Annotated in this window: 14 protein-coding genes; 10 read left to right on the top strand and 4 right to left on the bottom strand. The window is 74.3% G+C overall.

Translation table 11 applies throughout. The features are described 5' to 3' along the window. The first annotated feature begins 8 nt into the window (after window positions 1-8). The 4 genes from O7611_RS07960 (at window position 9) to glgB (ending at window position 6,900) form a co-directional block, all read left to right on the top strand. On the top strand, window positions 9-1,724 hold the full coding sequence (locus O7611_RS07960; RefSeq protein ID WP_194800909.1) for a 3-ketosteroid-delta-1-dehydrogenase: 1,716 nt from the start codon (window positions 9-11) through the stop codon (window positions 1,722-1,724). Window positions 1,725-1,824: 100 nt separating this feature from the next. After that, window positions 1,825-2,709 carry an SDR family oxidoreductase gene (locus O7611_RS07955; RefSeq protein ID WP_269696498.1) on the top strand — a complete coding sequence of 295 codons (885 nt, stop codon included), beginning with the start codon at window positions 1,825-1,827 and terminating at the stop codon, window positions 2,707-2,709. Between the two features lie 4 nt (window positions 2,710-2,713). Beyond that, entirely contained in the window at window positions 2,714-4,810 is a 2,097-nt protein-coding gene (locus O7611_RS07950) for an alpha-1,4-glucan--maltose-1-phosphate maltosyltransferase (RefSeq protein ID WP_269696497.1), read from the top strand. Further along, window positions 4,798-6,900 carry a 1,4-alpha-glucan branching protein GlgB gene (gene glgB, locus O7611_RS07945; protein WP_269696496.1) on the top strand — a complete coding sequence of 701 codons (2,103 nt, stop codon included), beginning with the start codon at window positions 4,798-4,800 and terminating at the stop codon, window positions 6,898-6,900. Before O7611_RS07950 ends, glgB begins: the two co-directional genes overlap by 13 nt. Before the next feature lie 104 nt (window positions 6,901-7,004). On the opposite strand, the gene O7611_RS07940 is transcribed toward glgB, so the two are convergent. Next, entirely contained in the window at window positions 7,005-8,081 is a 1,077-nt protein-coding gene (locus tag O7611_RS07940) for an App1 family protein (protein WP_194800905.1), read from the bottom strand. Window positions 8,082-8,163: 82 nt separating this feature from the next. On the opposite strand from O7611_RS07940, the gene O7611_RS07935 reads away from it, so the two are divergent. The 4 genes from O7611_RS07935 to O7611_RS07920 all read left to right on the top strand — a co-directional run bounded on the left by O7611_RS07935 (window position 8,164) and on the right by O7611_RS07920 (window position 12,369). Continuing rightward, a complete protein-coding gene (locus O7611_RS07935) occupies window positions 8,164-9,768 on the top strand; it encodes a hypothetical protein (protein ID WP_194800904.1) in 1,605 nt (534 codons plus the stop codon). Window positions 9,769-9,784: 16 nt separating this feature from the next. After that, window positions 9,785-10,588: a peroxide stress protein YaaA gene (yaaA, locus tag O7611_RS07930; RefSeq protein WP_269698064.1), complete on the top strand. Its 804-nt coding sequence runs from the start codon at window positions 9,785-9,787 to the stop codon at window positions 10,586-10,588. A gap of 109 nt (window positions 10,589-10,697) precedes the next feature. After that, a complete protein-coding gene (locus tag O7611_RS07925) occupies window positions 10,698-11,345 on the top strand; it encodes a hypothetical protein (RefSeq protein ID WP_194800902.1) in 648 nt (215 codons plus the stop codon). 82 nt (window positions 11,346-11,427) lie between these two features. After that, window positions 11,428-12,369, top strand: coding sequence for a TAXI family TRAP transporter solute-binding subunit (locus tag O7611_RS07920; protein WP_194800901.1), 942 nt, complete (start codon window positions 11,428-11,430; stop codon window positions 12,367-12,369). 6 nt (window positions 12,370-12,375) lie between these two features. Here the strand turns inward: O7611_RS07920 and O7611_RS07915 are convergent, their stop codons facing one another. Both O7611_RS07915 and O7611_RS07910 read right to left on the bottom strand, forming a co-directional pair. Beyond that, complete coding sequence (locus O7611_RS07915; protein WP_194800900.1) at window positions 12,376-13,764, bottom strand: sensor histidine kinase; 1,389 nt, start codon at window positions 13,762-13,764, stop codon at window positions 12,376-12,378. A 10-nt stretch (window positions 13,765-13,774) separates the two neighbouring features. Then, complete coding sequence (locus O7611_RS07910; protein WP_013285276.1) at window positions 13,775-14,431, bottom strand: response regulator transcription factor; 657 nt, start codon at window positions 14,429-14,431, stop codon at window positions 13,775-13,777. Window positions 14,432-14,515: 84 nt separating this feature from the next. Here O7611_RS07910 and O7611_RS07905 point away from each other — a divergent pair, with 84 nt between their 5' ends. Then, complete coding sequence (locus O7611_RS07905) at window positions 14,516-14,854, top strand: DUF952 domain-containing protein (RefSeq protein ID WP_194800899.1); 339 nt, start codon at window positions 14,516-14,518, stop codon at window positions 14,852-14,854. A 67-nt stretch (window positions 14,855-14,921) separates the two neighbouring features. Continuing rightward, a complete protein-coding gene (locus O7611_RS07900) occupies window positions 14,922-15,464 on the top strand; it encodes an acyltransferase (protein WP_135239227.1) in 543 nt (180 codons plus the stop codon). A 55-nt stretch (window positions 15,465-15,519) separates the two neighbouring features. Here the strand turns inward: O7611_RS07900 and O7611_RS07895 are convergent, their stop codons facing one another. Continuing rightward, entirely contained in the window at window positions 15,520-17,268 is a 1,749-nt protein-coding gene (locus tag O7611_RS07895; protein ID WP_269696494.1) for a CDP-glycerol glycerophosphotransferase family protein, read from the bottom strand. Between the last annotated feature and the right edge of the window lie 105 nt (window positions 17,269-17,373).

The following is a 17,373-nucleotide window of genomic DNA, read 5'->3' as shown; positions in this document are numbered from 1 at the left end:
GTCCCCCGATGTCCGTACCCCGGCAGCCCCAGCCGGCCTCGGTCGACCTCGTCGTGATCGGCTCCGGCACCGGCCTCGCCGCCGCGCTCAGCGCCCACGAGGCAGGCCTCTCCGTCGTGGTCGTGGAGAAGTCGCGCTGGGTCGGCGGCTCCACAGCCCGCTCCGGCGGCGCCTTCTGGATCCCCGCCAACCCCGTCCTGGCCGCCGAGGGCTCCGGGGACACGCCCGAGCGCGGCGCGGCGTACCTGGAGGCAGTCGTGGACGGCTCCGCGCCCGACCAGCGCTGGCGCAGCTTCCTCGAGCACGGCACCGCCACGATCGAGATGCTCACGCGGACCACCCCGATGCGGTTCCTCTGGGCTCGCGGCTACTCCGACTACCACCCGGAGCTGCCCGGCGGCACCGCTGAGGGCCGGAGCTGCGAGTGCCGCCCGCTCGACCTGAAGGTCCTCGGCGCCGACCGCGCGCGGCTGCGTCCCGCCGTCCTCTCCGCGCCAGTGCCCATGCCGGTCACCGGCGCGGACTACAAGTGGCTCAACCTGATGGCGAGGACCCCGGTCCGCGCGCTGCCCCGCATCGTGACCCGCCTCGCCCAGGGTCTCGGCGGCCTCGCGCTCGGGCGCGAGTACGCCGCCGGCGGCCAGGCCATCGCCGCCGGCCTGTTCGCCGGCGTCCGCCGCGCCGGCATCCCGGTGTGGACCGGGACGGCGCTGGAGCGGCTCCTGGTCGACGGGGACCGGGTCGTCGGGGCCGAGCTGCGCCACGGGGAGACGACGTTCACCGTACGGGCCGAGCGAGGTGTCGTGCTCGCCACCGGCGGCTTCGACCACGACCTGCCGCTGCGGCACGTCCACCACCACCGCGACCTGGGCGACTGGAGCCTCGGCGCGGACAGCAACACCGGCGACGGGATCCGCGCCGCCCAGGCGGCGGGCGCCGGCACCGACCTGATGGAGCAAGCGTGGTGGTTCCCCGCCGTCGCGCCGGTCGGCGACGCCGCGCCGTCGGTGCTCCTCGCCGAGCGTTCCCTGCCCGGGTCGCTCATGGTGGACGGCACGGGCCGCCGGTTCGTCAACGAGTCCTGCGACTACATGACGTTCGGGCAGCGGGTGCTCGGCCTCGCCCACGAGGTCGGAGCACTGCCGGCCATGTGGCTGGTCTTCGACCAGCGGTACCGCAACAGCTACGTCTTCGCCGGCACGCACTTCCCCCGCGCCCCGCTGCCGAAGTCCTGGTACGCGGCGGGCATCGCGCACCGCGCGGGCACCCCGGGTGACCTCGCCCGGTCGATGGGCGTGGACGCCGACGCGCTGAGCGCCACGCTGGCGCGGTTCAACCAGCTCGCCGCCGCGGGCGTCGACGACGACTTCGCGCGTGGCGCCAGCGCGTACGACCGCTACTACGGCGACCCGACGGTGACGCCCAACCCGAACCTGCGGCCCCTGGCCGGCAACCTGTACGCCGTCCGGGTCGTCCTGTCCGACCTCGGGACCTGCGGCGGGGTCCGGGCCGACGGCCTCGGCCGGGCGCTGTCCGACGCGGGGACACCGATCCCCGGGCTGTACGCGATCGGCAACGCCGCCGCCAACGCCTTCGGCCGCACCTACCCGGGGGCCGGGGCGACCATCGGCCAGGGCTTGGTCTACGGCTACATCGTCGGGCGGCACGCGGCGGGCAAGCTCCCCGCCGCCGACCGGGCCGAGGGCCGCCGGACGGCGGAATAGGCACGGTTTTGTCGCACCCGGGCCCGCCCCGCGTGCCAGCATCCGGCAGACGCACGGGGCCGGCCCGGACCGACCGCCGGCGAAGCGGAGAGGAACCGACATGGGTACGTACGCGGTGACCGGCGCGGCCTCCGGCATGGGCCGGGCCTCCGCCGAGCGGCTGCGGCGCGACGGGCACACAGTCGTCGGCGTGGACCTGCGGGACGTGGAGGTCGTCGCCGACCTCTCCACACCGGCCGGGCGCGCGGCGGCGGCGACCGAGGTGCTGGAGCGCGCCGGAGGGCGGCTCGACGGGGCGGTCTGCGCTGCCGGGCTCGGCGGCATCCCCGGCCGGGACCGGCTCGTGCAGCAGGTCAACTTCTTCGGCGTGGTGGAGCTGCTCGAGGCGTGGCGACCGGCGCTGGCCGCCGCCGGCAACAGCAAGGTGGTGGTGTTCGGCTCGAACTCCGTCACGCTCACCCCGATGGTGCCGGAGCGCGCCGTGCGGGCCCTGCTCGACCGCGACGCCGACCGGGCGCTGCGCGTGGTGGGGCGCTTCGGCAAGCGCTCGGCGCCGTTCGCGTACGCGAGTTCGAAGCTGGCGGTGACGCGGTGGGCACGCCGCGCCGCGATTTCGCCGGAGTGGGCCGGCGCCGGCATCCGGGTGAACGTCCTGGCCCCCGGCATCATCGCCACCCCGCTGCTGGAGGAGCAGATCGCCCGGGGCGAGAAGGAGGCGGTCGAGGGGCTGCCGGTGCCGATCGGCGGGCGCGGCAGGCCGGCGGACGTCGGCGAGTGGGTGGCGTTCATGCTGTCGCCGGCCGCCGACTTCCTCTGCGGTTCGGTGATCTTCCTGGACGGCGGCTCGGACGCCTACTTCCGCACCGACGACTGGCCCGTCTCCACCGGGCCGGCCGGGGTGCTGCGTTACATGCGGCGCGCCAAGGCGTGGCGCCGTGGAAGCAGCGCGCAACCGAGCGCGAGAGGATCTCGCGCAGTAGGTTGAGCGGGTGACTGGACGGTTCCCGATCGAAGACGTCTCCCCCGTCGTCTCCTGCGGTCGCTACCCGGCCAAGGCGGTGGTCGGCGAGGTCGTGCCGGTGTCGGCACGGGCCTATCGCGAGGGCCACGACGCGCTCGGGTGCAACGTGGTCTGGCTCGGCCCGGACGGCGCGGCCCGCCCGTTCACCCGGATGCGCCCCGGCGAGCCCGGCCAGGACCGCTGGCACGCCACCATCCGCCCGGACGCGGTGGGCCTGTGGCGCTTCGCCGTGGAGGCGTTTCAAGACCCGTACCTCACCTGGCAGAACGCGGTCACCAAGAAGCTCGCCGTCGGCCAGGGCGCGGCCGAGCTGGCGAACGACCTGGCCGAGGGCGTACGCGTGCTGACCGCCGCGCTCGACCTGGTGCCGAAGGTCGACCGTGATCGCGTACGCGAAGCCGTGCGGGCCCTGGCCGACGACGGCCTGGACCTGCCGCGGCGGGTGAGCGCGGCGCTGGATCTGGCCGGCCTGCTCTGGGAGCACCCGGTCCGCGAGCTGGTCACCACCGGCGAGGAGCGCACGCTCTGGGTGGACCGGCCGCGGGCGCTCTTCTCCGCCTGGTACGAGTTCTTCCCCCGCTCCGAGGGCGCGGTCCCGGCCACCGTCGACGCGCCCGCCCGTTCCGGCACGTTCGCCACCGCGATCGAGCGGCTGCCGGGTGTCGCGGCGATGGGTTTCGACGTGCTCTACCTGCCGCCGATCCACCCGATCGGCCGGGTCAACCGCAAGGGCCGCAACAACGCGCTCACCGCCGGGCCGGACGACGTGGGCTCGCCGTGGGCGATCGGCGCGGCCGAGGGCGGCCACGACGCCATCCACCCCGACCTGGGTACGCCGGAGGACTTCCGCGACTTCGTCGCGGCCGCCGCCGAGCAGGGGCTGGAGGTGGCGATGGACCTGGCGTTGCAGTGCGCGCCGGATCATCCGTGGGTCACCGAGCACCCGGAGTGGTTCACCACCCGGGCCGACGGCAGCATCGCGTACGCGGAGAACCCGCCGAAGAAGTACCAGGACATCTACCCGCTGAACTTCGACAACGACCCCGAGGGCATCCGGGCCGAGGTGCTGCGGGTGGTGCTGCACTGGGTCGGCGAGGGAATCCGGATCTTCCGGGTGGACAACCCGCACACCAAGCCGTTCGACTTCTGGCACTGGCTGATCGCCGAGGTCAAGAAGGTCGACCCGGATGTGCTGTTCCTGGCCGAGGCGTTCACCCGGCCGGCGATCATGCACGGCCTCGGCAAGATCGGCTTCACCCAGTCGTACACCTATTTCACCTGGCGCACGACGGCGGCCGAGATGCGGGAGTACTGCGAGGAGCTGGTCGCCTCGGTCGACTGGATGCGGCCGAACTTCTGGCCGAACACGCCGGACATCCTGCACTCGTCGTTGCAGCACGGCGGGCCGCCGATGTTCAAGATCCGGGCGGTGCTGGCGGCGCTGCTGTCCCCCTCGTGGGGCATGTACGCCGGGTTCGAGCTGTTCGAGCACGTGGCGCGGCCGGGCGCCGAGGAGTACCTGGACAACGAGAAGTACGAGCTGCGGCCCCGGGACTGGGACGCCGCGCTGACGCAGGGCCGGTCGCTGGCGCCGTTCATCACCACGCTGAACCGGGTACGCCGGGACAACCCCGCCCTGCACCGGCTGCGCAACCTGCGGTTCCACGACATCGACAACCCGGCACTGCTGTGCTGGTCGAAGCACGACCCGGAGACCGGCAACACGGTGATCGTGGTCTGCTCGTTCGACTCCCGCGAGGTGCAGTGGGGCAACACCACGCTCGACATGCCGGCGCTCGGCCTGGACTGGCACGAGCGGTTCACCGTGCGCGACGAGCTGACCGGCGCCGAGTACGACTGGGGACAGCGCAACGCGGTACGCCTGGACCCGTACCTGCAACCGGCGCACGTGCTCACCGTGCGCCGCCCGGCCGCACCGGCCCCCGCCGAGCCGGAGCACCCGGCCGCGCCCGACCTGACAGTGGAAGACGTACCCGCCGACCTCTCCGGCGGCACCGCCCCGACCGCACCGGCCGACAAGGACGACGCCCGATGGACCAGCTGATCGCCGGCGAGGTACACGACCCGCACGCCGTGCTCGGCGCGCATCCGGCCGACGGGAGCACCACGATCCGGACGCTGCGCCGGGGCGCGGGTGAGGTGACGGTGCTCGCCGACGGCGAACGGCACCCGATGAAGCGGGTGCACGACGCCGGTGTCTTCGAGGCGGTGCTCCCCGGCGAGGTGCTCGACTACCGGGTCGAGGTGGACGGCACGCCGCACGACGACCCGTACCGTTATCCGCCCACGCTCGGCGACCTCGACCTGCACCTGATCGGCGAGGGCCGGCACGAGCGGCTCTGGGCGGCGCTCGGCGCCCGTGTCTTCGACGAGGGCGTCGCGTTCACCGTCTGGGCTCCCAACGCGCGCGCGGTGCGGCTGATCGGCGACGTCACCGGCTGGGCGCCGGACGACGGGTGGCCGATGCGCTCGCTCGGCTCCAGCGGCGTGTGGGAGATCTTCGTGCCCGGCATGCCGGTGGGCAGCCGCTACAAGTACCGCATCCTCGGCGCCGACGGCCGGTGGCGGGACAAGGCCGACCCGATGGCCGCGCGCACCGAGGTGCCGCCGGCCACCGCGTCGGTGGTGCACGAGTCACGGTACGAGTGGGGTGACGCGGACTGGCTCGCGCGCCGGTCCCGGCAGGCGCCGCACCAGGAGCCGATGAGCGTGTACGAGGTGCACCTGGGCTCGTGGCGACCCGGCCTCGGCTACCGGGAGCTGGCCGAGCAGCTCACCGCGTACGTGCTGGAGATGGGCTTCACCCACGTGGAGTTCCTGCCGGTGATGGAGCACCCGTTCGGCGGCTCGTGGGGTTACCAGGTCACCGGCTACTACGCGCCGACCGCCCGGTTCGGCGACCCGGACGACTTCCGGTACCTGGTGGACCGGCTGCACGCCGCCGGCATCGGCGTGCTCCTGGACTGGGTGCCGGCGCACTTCCCGAAGGACGAGTGGGCGCTCGCGCGTTTCGACGGCACCCCGCTGTACGAGCACCCCGACCCGCGTCGCGGCGAGCACCCCGACTGGGGCACGTACGTCTTCGACTTCGGCCGCAACGAGGTGCGCAACTTCCTCGTCGCCAACGCGCTGTACTGGCTTGACGAGTTCCACATCGACGGGCTGCGCGTGGACGCGGTCGCGTCGATGCTCTACCTGGACTACTCGCGGCAGGACGGGCAGTGGGCGCCGAACGTGCACGGCGGCCGGGAGAACCTGGAGGCGATCGCGTTCCTCCAGGAGGTCAACGCCACCGTCTACCGGCACCACCCGGGCGTCCTGATGATCGCCGAGGAGTCCACCGCCTGGCCCGGCGTCACGAAGCCGACCTCGGAGGGCGGGCTCGGGTTCGGCTTCAAGTGGAACATGGGCTGGATGCACGACACCCTGCTCTACACCTCGAAGGACCCGATCTACCGGCAGCACCACCACCATCAGCTCACGTTCTCGCTGGCGTACGCGTGGAGCGAGAACTACGTGCTGCCGATCAGCCACGACGAGGTGGTGCACGGCAAGGGGTCACTGGCGGGCAAGATGCCCGGCGACACCTGGCAGCGGCTGGCCACCGTGCGAGGGCTGCTGGCGTACATGTGGGCGCACCCGGGCAAGCAACTGCTGTTCATGGGCTGCGAGCTGGCCGACGACAGGGAGTGGAGCGAGGAGCGGGGCCTCGACTGGTACCTGACCCACGACCCGGCGCGCGCCGGCGTGCAGCGGCTGGTGGCCGACCTGAACCGCGTCTACCGGGCCAGCCCGGCGCTCTGGGCGCAGGACACCGACCCGGCCGGCTTCCGCTGGATCGCCGGGGACGACGTCGCCAACAACGCGGTGTCGTTCATCCGGATCGCCCCGGACGGGCAGACGCTGGTGTGCGTGGCGAACTTCTCCGCGACTCCGCTGGAGGACTACCGGATCGGCCTCCCGGCCGCAGGTACGTGGGCGGAGGCGCTGAACACCGACGCCCACCACTACGGCGGGTCGGGCGTGGGCAACCTGGGCGAGGTGCACGCCGAGAACGTGCCGTGGCACGGCCTGCCCGCGTCGGTGGCGCTGCGCGTCCCCCCGCTGGGCGTCCTCTGGCTCTCCCCCCGCTGACCCCGTGCCGGCCTCGCGACCCCCGTTGATCATGAAGTTGGCGGCACTCTAAGAGATCCACAACGCCGTCAACTTCATGATCGACGCGGAGAAGCAAAAGACGGTCAGACCAGGTCGGCTTCGCGCAGCAGCTTCCAGAGGCCGGCGCCGTCGGGGGCGCTCAGCCACTTCTGGCCGATCGGGCCCGACGACGAACGGCCCGCCGGTGCCGGGAGGCTGCCTGCGAGCACCGACTGGGTCGGGGACAGTTGCCGGATCGCCACCCCGGCCACGTGGTCCGGGTGCGCTGCGGCGAACTCCCGGTAGATCTCCGGGTCGTGCTGTCCGTCGTCGCCGATCAGCAGCCATCGCACCTCGGGGAACTCCCGGGACAGCCGGGCCAGCGTGGCCCGCTTGTGCTCCCGGCCGCTGCGGAACCACCTGTCCGCGGTCGGCCCCCAGTCGGTGAGCAGCAGCGGCCCGGCCGGGTAGAGGTGCCGGGACAGGAACCGGGTGAGCGTCGGCGCGACGTTCCAGGCGCCGGTGGACAGGTAGAAGACCGGCGCGCCCGGGTGGGCGGTGGCCAGCCGCTCGTACAGCACCGCCATGCCGGGCACCGCCGTGCGGGCGTGCTCGTCCAGCACGAACGTGTTCCACGCGGCGAGCAGCGGCCGGGGCAGCGCGGTCACCATGACGGTGTCGTCGATGTCGGAGAGGATGCCGAACCGGACGGCCGGGTCGAGCACGCGGACCAGCGCCTCCACCGGCTCGGCGTCGGCGACGCTGAGGCGTACGCAGCCCCAGCCGGGGGCGAAGTCGGCCTCGATCACGGTGTCGACGAAGCCGCTGCGGTCGGCGGTCACCTCCTGGCGCACGCCGTCGGCCTCGATGGTCACCTTCACGTGCTTGGCGGGCAGCGTGGCGAAGCTGCGCCAGCCCCGCACCTTGTCCAGCCGGCCCCGCCGCCGGGTGTCCGGACGCCCGAGCAGCACGCGGCAGAGCACGCGCGCCCAGCCGGGGGCGCCGTAGCCCGCGTACGCGATGATGTTGGGCTGCCACCCGGTGCGCCGCAACCGGCGCTCCACCAGGCCGTGCACGGCGTCCTCGAAGCGCGCGGCGCGGTGCAGTTGCGGAACGGCAAGCTGGTCCGGTGGTGTGGGCGGCACACGGCAACAGTGCCACAACCGGACCGGCCGGGCCACGCGAGTGATCCACGCCGATCCGACCCGGCGGCGGGCGCCGCCGTGACAGACTGCGGTCGGGACGACGACGGGGGCGTTTGTCGTGTCGACGACGAAGCGGGACCGGGTACTGCCGCGTCCGGACGCGCCGGCGCTGGTGGCGCTGCTGCTCGGCGTCGCGGCCGTCGGCTACCGGCTGGTGCTGACGCTGCTCACGGTGCCCGCGTCGAACAGCGACGAGGCCACGTTCGGCCTGGCCGCGCTGCACATCGCCGAGCGCGGTGAGCGGCCGGTCTTCCTCTACGGCCAGCGCTACATGGGCGTGCTGGAGTCGTACCTGGCCGCGCCGCTTGTCGGCTGGGCCGGGCCGAGCTGGCCGCTGCTGCGGCTGCCCCTGCTGGCGCTCTTCGCGGTCTTCCTGTGGCTGGCGTACCGGCTGACCCGCCGCCTGTTCTCCCCCTGGCTCGCAGTGGTCGTGGTGGGCCTGCTCGCGCTCGGCTCGGAGCGGGTGGTCCGCGACCAGCTCACGGTGGTCGGCGGCCGTCCGGAGGTCAAGCCGGCGGTGCTGGCGATGCTGCTGATCGCGGTGGCCCTCGGCGACCGGCGGATCCGGCACCACTGGCTGGCCACCGGCGCGTTCGGGCTGCTCGCCGGGCTGGCGCTGTGGTCGGACTGGCTGATCGCGCCGTACCTGCTGGTGGCGGCGGTGGTGCTCGCCGTGGCGGTGCCCCGGGATCTGATCGGCTGGCCGGGTGTGCTGCTGGTGGTGGGCTTCCTGGCCGGGATCGCCCCGGTGGTCAAGGACAACCTCGTCGCGCCGCCCGGGCAGGACTCGCTGTCGGTGTTCCGCGAGATCAGCACCAAGGAGGGGGTCGCGCCGTCGCTCGCCGAGCGGCTGCGCGGCGGGCTGCTGGAGGGGGTGCCGCTGGCGTCGGGCATGTGCCCGATGGACGGCTGCGCGCGCTGGGCGCAGTGGTTCGGCGTGCTCTACCCGGTGCTGCTGGTGGCCGCCGCCGGGCTCGGGCTGCTCGCGTACCGCCGGGCCGCCGACCACGCCGCGCGGGTCCGGGCCGTGGCGATCCTCGCCCTGGTCGTGGGCGCGGCGCTGACACTTCTGGCGTACGTGCGCAGTCCGCTCGCCGCGACCGACCCGCTCGGCAACGCCCGCTACCTGTCGGTGCTCCAGATCTCGCTGCCGGCCGTACTGTGGCCGCTCTGGCTGGCCGCCGCGCACGCGGTGCGGGGCACCGCCGGACGGGCGGCCCGGCTGGGCGGCGCCACGGCGGCGGCGGTGCTGGCCGGGCTGACCGCCGCCACCGTCGCCGGGACCGTGGCATTCCTGACCGGTGTGCCGGGCGTACGGGACGAGGAGCGTACCGCCCGCCGCCTGGCCGACACGGTGCGGCAGGCCGGTCTGCACGAGGTGTACGGGGACTACTGGACCTGCAACCGGCTGATCTTCAACACCGGGGAGACCGTCGCCTGCGGTGTGCTCGACGGCGCCCTCACTCCCGGGCAGAACCGCTATCCGGCGTACTGGCAGCGGGTGGCGCGCGCGGACCGGCCCGGGTACGTGGTGGCGGCCGGCTCCCCGGCCGAGCGCACGCTGCGGCGGCTGCTGGGAGACCGCGCCGACGCGGCGGTGGTAGCCGAGGTGGGCGGTAGTCGCGTGTACCACCCCGAGCGTGCCGTCCGGCCGTGGCGCTGACCCCGGCCCGTACGCTGTGCCGGTGCTCATCCTGCTGCCCCCGTCGGAGGGGAAGGCCGAGGCCGGCACCGGCCGCCGGCTGGACCTGTCCCGGCTGTCCCTGACCGAGCTGAACCCGGCCCGGGAGGCGGTCCTGACCGCGCTCGTCAACCTGTGCGCCGGGCCGGGCGAGACGGCGGCCCGGACCGCGCTGGGCCTCACCGAGGGGCAGCGCGGCGAACTGCGGCGCAACGCCCGGCTGCGGGAGGCGGCCACCGCGCCGGCCGGGCGGCTCTACACCGGCGTGCTCTACGAGGCGCTCGGTCTGGACACGCTGCCGCCCGACGCGCAGCGGGCGGCCCGCCGCCAGGTGCTGATCAGCTCCGGCCTGTGGGGCGCGGTACGCCTCGCCGACCGGATCCCGCCGTACCGCTGCCCGATCGGAGCGCGGCTGCCGGGGCTCGGCGCGCTGTCGGCGTACTGGCGGGAGGCGCTCGGCCCGGTGCTGGAGCCGGCCGCCGGACGCGGCCCGGTGCTGGACCTGCGGTCCGGCGCGTACGCGGCCACCTGGACGCCGCGCGGCGCGCTCGCCGAACGCACGGTGACGGTGCGGGTGCTGCACGAACGGATCGTGGACGGCACGCCGACCCGGTCGGTGGTGAGCCACTTCAACAAGGCCACGAAGGGCCGGCTGGTGCGGGATCTGCTGCTCGCCGACGCCCGGCCGCGTACCGCCGACGCCCTGGTGGGGGCGCTGCGGGAGCTGAAGTACACGGTCGAGGAGGCGCCCCGGGCGGCCGGGCGGCCCCGGCAGGTCGACCTGGTGGTCACCGAACTCTGAGCCGCGGGCTTCCCGCAAATTTTGCTCAAGGCTGGGGCGCATCGGTTCCCGGTCCGGCGCTCGGCAGCGACGGTAGAGGTACCCCGACTCTGACCGAGGAGCCGCGCCGATGCTCACCACGCTGCTCGACCGCCCGCGCCCGTCGCCGCCGCCACTGGACTGGCTGACCCTGACCGACGCCTTCGAGGTCGCCTGCATGGTGCGCTGCACTCCGCCGCCGGCCGCCGACGTCCGCCGTCTCGACTCCGGACCGCACCGGGGCGGGATCGCCGAGTTCAACCGCGAGGACGCGGCGCAGCGGATGCGGCAGCTGCTGGGACGCCTGGACGTGCCGGTGGAGCACGAGCTGACCACCGGTGGCCTGCGCCGCCGCTACGAGCTGCACCGGTTGTCGGTGCCGCCGCCGCACCGGGCGGCGTACGCGAATCTGCTGGCCGCGGGCTGGCGGCAGGGACGCCGGGAGCTGCTCGGCGGGCCGTTCCCCGGCGCATCGGCGCCGCGGCGGCTGTGGCGGCCCCGGCTGGCCGCGGCGGCCTGGCGGGCCGCGCTGCTCGCCGGTGGCCGGCACGTCCGCCGGCACTGCCTCGGCATCCGGCTCGCCGACCGGGACCTGGCGGCGGTGCTGGTACGCGGCGCGGCGCTGCTGGACGTGCCGGCGGCACTGCGGCCGGGCTCGGGCTGCTTCCTGGTGGTGGTACCGAACGGCGAGCACCGGCAGCGGATCACCGAGAGCGCGGAGCTGGCCCCGGCGAGCTGACCGGCCCCGTGCGGGCTCGCGCGGCGGTGCCCCCACCGTGCGGGCTTGCGCCGTGACGGGTGCACGGCGCAGAGTGCAGCCCGTGAGCCGACACTGGCCTGTGCGCGCCGCCGCCCCGCTCGTGCTGGTGCTGCTGCTCGTCGCCGGGCTGGCCGGATGCCGGGACGAGCCGTCCGAGCCGACCCGGATCCGCATCGCCACCGGCAGCCCGACCGCCGTCTACCACGCCTTCGGCCAGTCGCTGGCGTCCCTGCTCAACCGGGAGGTACCCGGCGTACGGGCCGAGGTGGTGGTCACCGCCGCGTCGGCGCAGAACGTCCGGCTGGTCGGCGCCGGGGAGGCGGAGCTGGGCTTCACCCAGGCCGACGTGTTGCCGCCGCGCGAGCCCGAACATCCGTCGGTGCTCGCCGTGGCCCGGGTCTACGACGACCTGCTGCACCTGGTCACCCGCGCCGGCGGGCCGATCCGCACCCTCGGCGACCTGCGCGGCCGGCGGGTGTCGGTGGGCGCCGACGGCTCCGGCACCGAGATCACCGCCAGCCGCCTGCTGGAGGTGGCCCAGCTCGGCGGCAACCGGGTCCGCCAGGAGCACCTGGGGCTGGACGACTCGGTGGCGGCCCTGCGGGACGGGCGGATCGACGCGTTCTTCTTCTCCGGCGGGCTACCCGTACGCGGCGTCGCCGAGCTGGCCCAGCGAACCTCGCTGCGGATCGTGGACCTCGGCGACTGGACCGAGCCGCTGCGCCGGGCGTACGGGCAGGTCTACGTGACCCGGGACGTGCCGCGCTCGGTGTACCGGGCCGACCCGGTCAGCACCGTGGCGAACCCGAACTACCTGATCGTCCGCGCCGACCTGCCCGCCGCGCTGGTGCGGGAGGTGACCCGCCTGCTGATGGACCGCCGGCAGGAACTGGCCGCAGCGCACCCGGCGGCGGGACGGATGAGTCCCCGGTCGGCGATCGTCACCACTCCGCTGCCGCTGCATCCGGGCGCGGCGCAGTGGTATCGCGCCGCGAAGCCCTGACGTGGGTCAGCACCGGACCGGCGCGTCGGCGGGCGCCGGGAACCACAGCTCGGCGACCAGGCCCCGGGGCTCGCCCTGGCGCATGGTGAGCCGGCCGTCGGAGGCGTCGACGAGCACCGCCGCGATGGTCAGCCCGAGGCCCACGCCGTCCACGTTCTGCGCGTCCGGCGCCCGCCAGAACCGCTCGGTGGCCTGGTCGAGCTGACTGGCGGTCATGCCCGGACCGGTGTCGCTGACGGTCAGCACCGTCCCGCCGCCGACGGCGCGTACGGTCACCGTCACCTCTCCCCCGGTGCCGCTGAACTTCACCGCGTTGTCGATCAGGGCGTCCAGCGCCTGGTCGATGGCGGTCGGCACGGTCCGGGCGTACGCCGGCGCGTCCTCGGCGTCGAGGCGGAGCGTGACCTCCCGGTGCCGGGCCAGCGGCAGCCAGGCCGTCACCCGGGAGGCGGCGGTGGCGGTGGCGTCCACAGTGACCCGCTGGTTCTCCTCCCGCTCGGCGCGGGCCAGCGTGAGCAGCGCGTCGAGCACCGTGGCGAGCCGGTCGGTCTCCTCCAGCGCGAGCCGGTGCTCGGCGCGCCCGTCCGGGTCGGTGAGGCTGGGGCCCAGTTCCTCCACCCGCAGCCGCAGCGCGGTGAGCGGGTTGCGCAGCTGGTGGCTGGCGTGCGCGACGAAGGCGCGTTGCCGGTCCATCACGTCGGACACCGCGTCGGCCATGTCGTTGAAGCTGGTCGCCAGCCGGCGCAGCTCGGGCGGCCCGAGTCCGGCGCGGACCCGCGCGGCGCGGCGGCCCTCGGCGATCTCGTGGGTCACCGCGTCCAGCTCGGTGACCGGGCGCAGCACCCAGCCGGCCAGCCCGAACGCGGTCGAGACGCAGGCCAGCACCGCCAGCAGCCCGATGCCCGCCAGCAGCAGCCACCACACGGTGACCGTGCGGCGCACACCGTCCGCCGGGCTGGTCGTGACCACGGCGCCGAGCACCTCGCCGCCGTCGTTGATCGGCACCGCCGTCACCACCGGGCCGCCGACCCAGGGCCAGACCGACTCCGGGCCGCTGAACTGCTGCCCGGACAGCGCGGTGTCGAGCGCCGGGCCGGTGCCCGCGCCCGGCTCCCACCCGGACGAGGCCACCACGGTACGGCGGTCCCGGTCCACCACTGCCGCGCCGATGCCGTAGAGCGCGTCGTAGGCGGCCAGTTCCCCGTCCAGCGGGCCGGGGCTGCCGCCCCGCAACGCGGGCCCGGCCAGCGAGGCGAAGCGGGTGGCGTCGGCGAGACGGTCGGCGCGGACCCGGTCGGTCTCCCGGGTCGCGAGCGTGGCCGCCAGCGGTGTCTCCAGGGCGATCAGGACCAGCACCATCAGCAGCAGGTAGCTGATCACCAGCCGGCGGCGCACGACCCGGCCCTCACGCCTCGCGGAGCCGGTAGCCGACCCCGCGTACGGTCTCTACCAGCGTCGGGTCGCCGAGCTTGCCGCGCAGCGACCCGACGTGCACCTCCACGGTGTGCCGGTCGGCCCAGGTGGTGCCCCACACGTCGAGCAGGATCCGCTCGCGCGGCACCGCCACCCCGGGCTGGCGGGCCAGGGACAGCAGGATGTCGAACTCCTTGCGGGTGAGCGAGACGTCCCGGCCGGCCACCGTCACGGTCCGGCCGCCCACGTCGATGCGGACCGTACCGGCCTCGATCAGGTTGCGCTGCGGCGCGGTGTGCGCGGCCCGGCGCAGCACCGCCTCGATCCGCGCCTGCAACTCCACCATCGAGAACGGCTTCACCACGTAGTCGTCGGCGCCCAGCCGCAGCCCCAGCACCCGGTCGCGTTCCTCGCCGCGCGCGGTCACCGCGATGATGCCGAGCCGGCTGCTGCGCCGCCGCAGCTCGCGGCACAGGTCGGTGCCGTCGCCGTCGGGCAGCCCCAGGTCGAGCAGCACCAGGTCGCAGGGGGCGGCGGAGAGCGCGGCCGCCACCGTCGCGGCGTGTTCCACCTGGTAGCCGCGCCGGGTCAGCGCGGACGACAGCGCGGCGGCGACCCGGCGGTCGTCCTCGACCAGGAGGATCCGCACCCGTTCCTCCCTCGACTCGACGTGTTGCCCTGGGAATGGTGGCAGACGCGCCGCCGGGACGCGAGGCCGCTCTAGGCTACTGCCGTGATCTACAAGATTCTCTCCGACGACGAGTGGGCGCAGGCGCGGGCGGACGGGCGGTTCGCCGGCACCGCGATGGACCGCCAGGACGGCTACGTCCACCTCTCCGCCGCCGACCAGGTGGTGGAGACCGCGCGCAGGTTCTTCGCCGGGGTCACCGGCCTGACCCTGCTCGCGGTCGACGAGGCCCGGCTCGGTGACGCGCTGCGCTGGGAGGAGTCCCGTGGCGGCGCGCTGTTCCCGCACCTGTACGCGGCGTTGCCGGTGGACGCCGTGGTGGCCACGCACCCGCTGCCGGCCGACCGTCCGGCCGCCGACGCGGTGGCCGAACTGCTCGGGTGAGCGCTCGTTATGCTGCGTCGAGCCCGCCCGACGGCGCGACGCGCCCTGGCATGTGATGCGAGTTGAGATGACTGACAGCAACGACCGGTCCGCCTCCGTCTTCGTCCACCCGACGGCCGACGTGGAGTCCGGCGCCCAGGTCGGCGACGGCACCAAGGTCTGGCACCTGGCGCACATCCGGTCCAGCGCCCAGGTCGGCGCCGGCTGCGTGATCGGCCGCAACGTCTACGTCGACGCGGGCGTCACCGTCGGCGACCTGGTGAAGATCCAGAACAACGTCTCGGTCTACCAGGGCGTGACCATCGAGGACGAGGTGTTCGTGGGCCCGTGCGCGGTGTTCACGAACGACTTCCGCCCGCGCGCCCAGAATCCGGACTGGACGATCACCCCGACGCTGGTCCGCCGGGGCGCGTCGATCGGCGCGAACGCCACGCTCGTGTGCGGCATCGAGGTCGGCGAGTACGCGATGATCGCCGCCGGTTCGGTGGTGACCCGCGACGTCAAGCCGTACCAGCTGGTGGCCGGCAACCCGGCCCGCCCGAAGGGCTGGGTGGACGCCAAGGGCGAGGTCATCTCCCGCGACGTCGACAACCCGCCGCAGCAGGGCTGACCGGACGAACAGGGGCGACGACCGGCGCGGTCGTCGCCCCTGTCACCGGTACGCCTCAGCCGCAGAGCCGGCCGATCTCGTCCCGGAACCGGTCCATCGGGTTCGACCCGGCCGGTCCGAGCAGGTACTCCTTCAGCTCCCGCCGCGCCCCGGTCATCGGGTCGTCGCCGGTCCGGGTCACGTCGAGGATCTTCGCCAGCTCGCCGCAATCCGCCGAGAGCAGGTACGCCGCCCGCGCGGTCGGGAACTGCCGCCGGAACTCGTCCTCGGGCAGGCCGGCCGGATTGGCCACCACGTACGGGCGCTCGCTCTGCACGAAGTCGGAGACCACGCTGGACACGTCGCTGACCAGCAGGTCGGTGACGTTGAAGCAGTCGAACAGCCCCGGGGTGCGGCCGGTGACCACGAGGTGCGCGGCGCTGTCCAGCGAGGACGCGTCGGTCTCGCCGCCGGCCGCCTTGATCCGGGCCACGATCCGCTCGTGCACAGCACGGGCCTTGGGCGAGCGCGTGCCGGTCAGCGGGTGCGGCTTGTAGATCACCCGGACGTCCCCGGCGGCGAGCAGGCCGGACACGATCCGCTCCCCCATCAGCACGAGCGAGGTGTGGTACGGGTCGTCGTCGAGCCAGCCCTCCCAGGTCGGCGCGTACAGCACGGTGAAGCGGTGGTCGGCGGCCCCGGAACCGAACGTGTGCACCCCGGCGAGCTGCGGCCGGCCGATCTCCACGATGTCGCGGTCCAGCACGCCGACGTCGGCGCGGGCGTACCGTTCCCGCCCGGCCGGCCCGGCCACCCAGACCTCGTCGTACACCTTGCTGTACGGGTTCACGCTCGCCTGCTTGTCGCTGTCGCCGTGACCCACGAAGACGTGCTTGACGCCCGGCTCCCGCAGCAGGTGGATGTTGGCGCCGACGTTGGCGGCGTACATCGCCACGCGCAGCGAACTCAGGTCCAGGTTCATGAAGTCCACGCCGGCCGGCACGCAGATCACCGGCAGCCGGGTGTCGGCGAGCTGCCCGAACGCGTCCGCGGCGCGCAGCAGCACGACGGCGCGGCGGCCGGTCGCCTCCACCGGCGCGAGCCACATGTTGGCCTGGTAGACGTCCTTGGCCGGGCCGGCGAAGTAGAGCGCCACCTCGGGCCGCTCCCGGGCCATCCAGTCGTGCACGGCGGGCAGCACACCCGGGGCCCTGCCCCGGCCGCGCAGCGCGGTGAGCGCCAGCACCGCGGCGGTGACCAGGCCGGCGGCGAGCGTGACCAGGCCGGTGACCACCACCGGGGCGACCCGGTCGAGCGCGGCGGCCACCACCGCGGCAGGCACCAGCAGCACGTTCAGCAGCGGCATCTGCAGCCCGGCCAGCCGCCGCGCCCAGGCCGGCGGCACCGGCACCCGCCGCAGCGCGCCGAGGTCGATGTTGCGGGTGTACGCCGGCGGGTCGACCCGGCCGTCGATCACCTTGGTCACCGCGCCGGTGGCGACGGCTACCGTCCACAGCGCGGCGGGCAGCAGTAGGACGGCGACGGTGCCCGCCACGCCGGGACGCACCGCGGCGACCACCAGCAGGGCCACCGACAGGTCCCGCACCAGCCGCCGGAAGGTCGTGCCGAGACCGGCCTTGTCCAGCAGCGTGGCGGTCCCGGTGTGCCGCCCGGCCAGGGCCAGCTCACCGGCGACGGCGACCACGGCGGCCACCGCGTACGGGACCACCAGGCCGAGGACTCCGGCGAGGACCATGACCGCGTAGCCGAGAAGCGTCGCGCCGACCGCGGCGAGACCCTGCTGGCTGCGTACTCTGCTCAACAACGAACGCTCCCTGTCTGCCCCGCCGATGTCGGTCCGAGTCGATCTCCGACGGCTGCGACCCTAAACGGATCACATGACACAAGTATTGCCGGGGTGTCCGGCAGG

Origin of the sequence: Micromonospora sp. WMMC273, assembly GCF_027460285.1 — a bacterium.
GTDB lineage: Bacteria > Actinomycetota > Actinomycetes > Mycobacteriales > Micromonosporaceae > Micromonospora > Micromonospora aurantiaca.
Note: the sequence above shows the minus strand (reverse complement) of the source record. Positions and strands in the feature narration are given on the sequence as shown.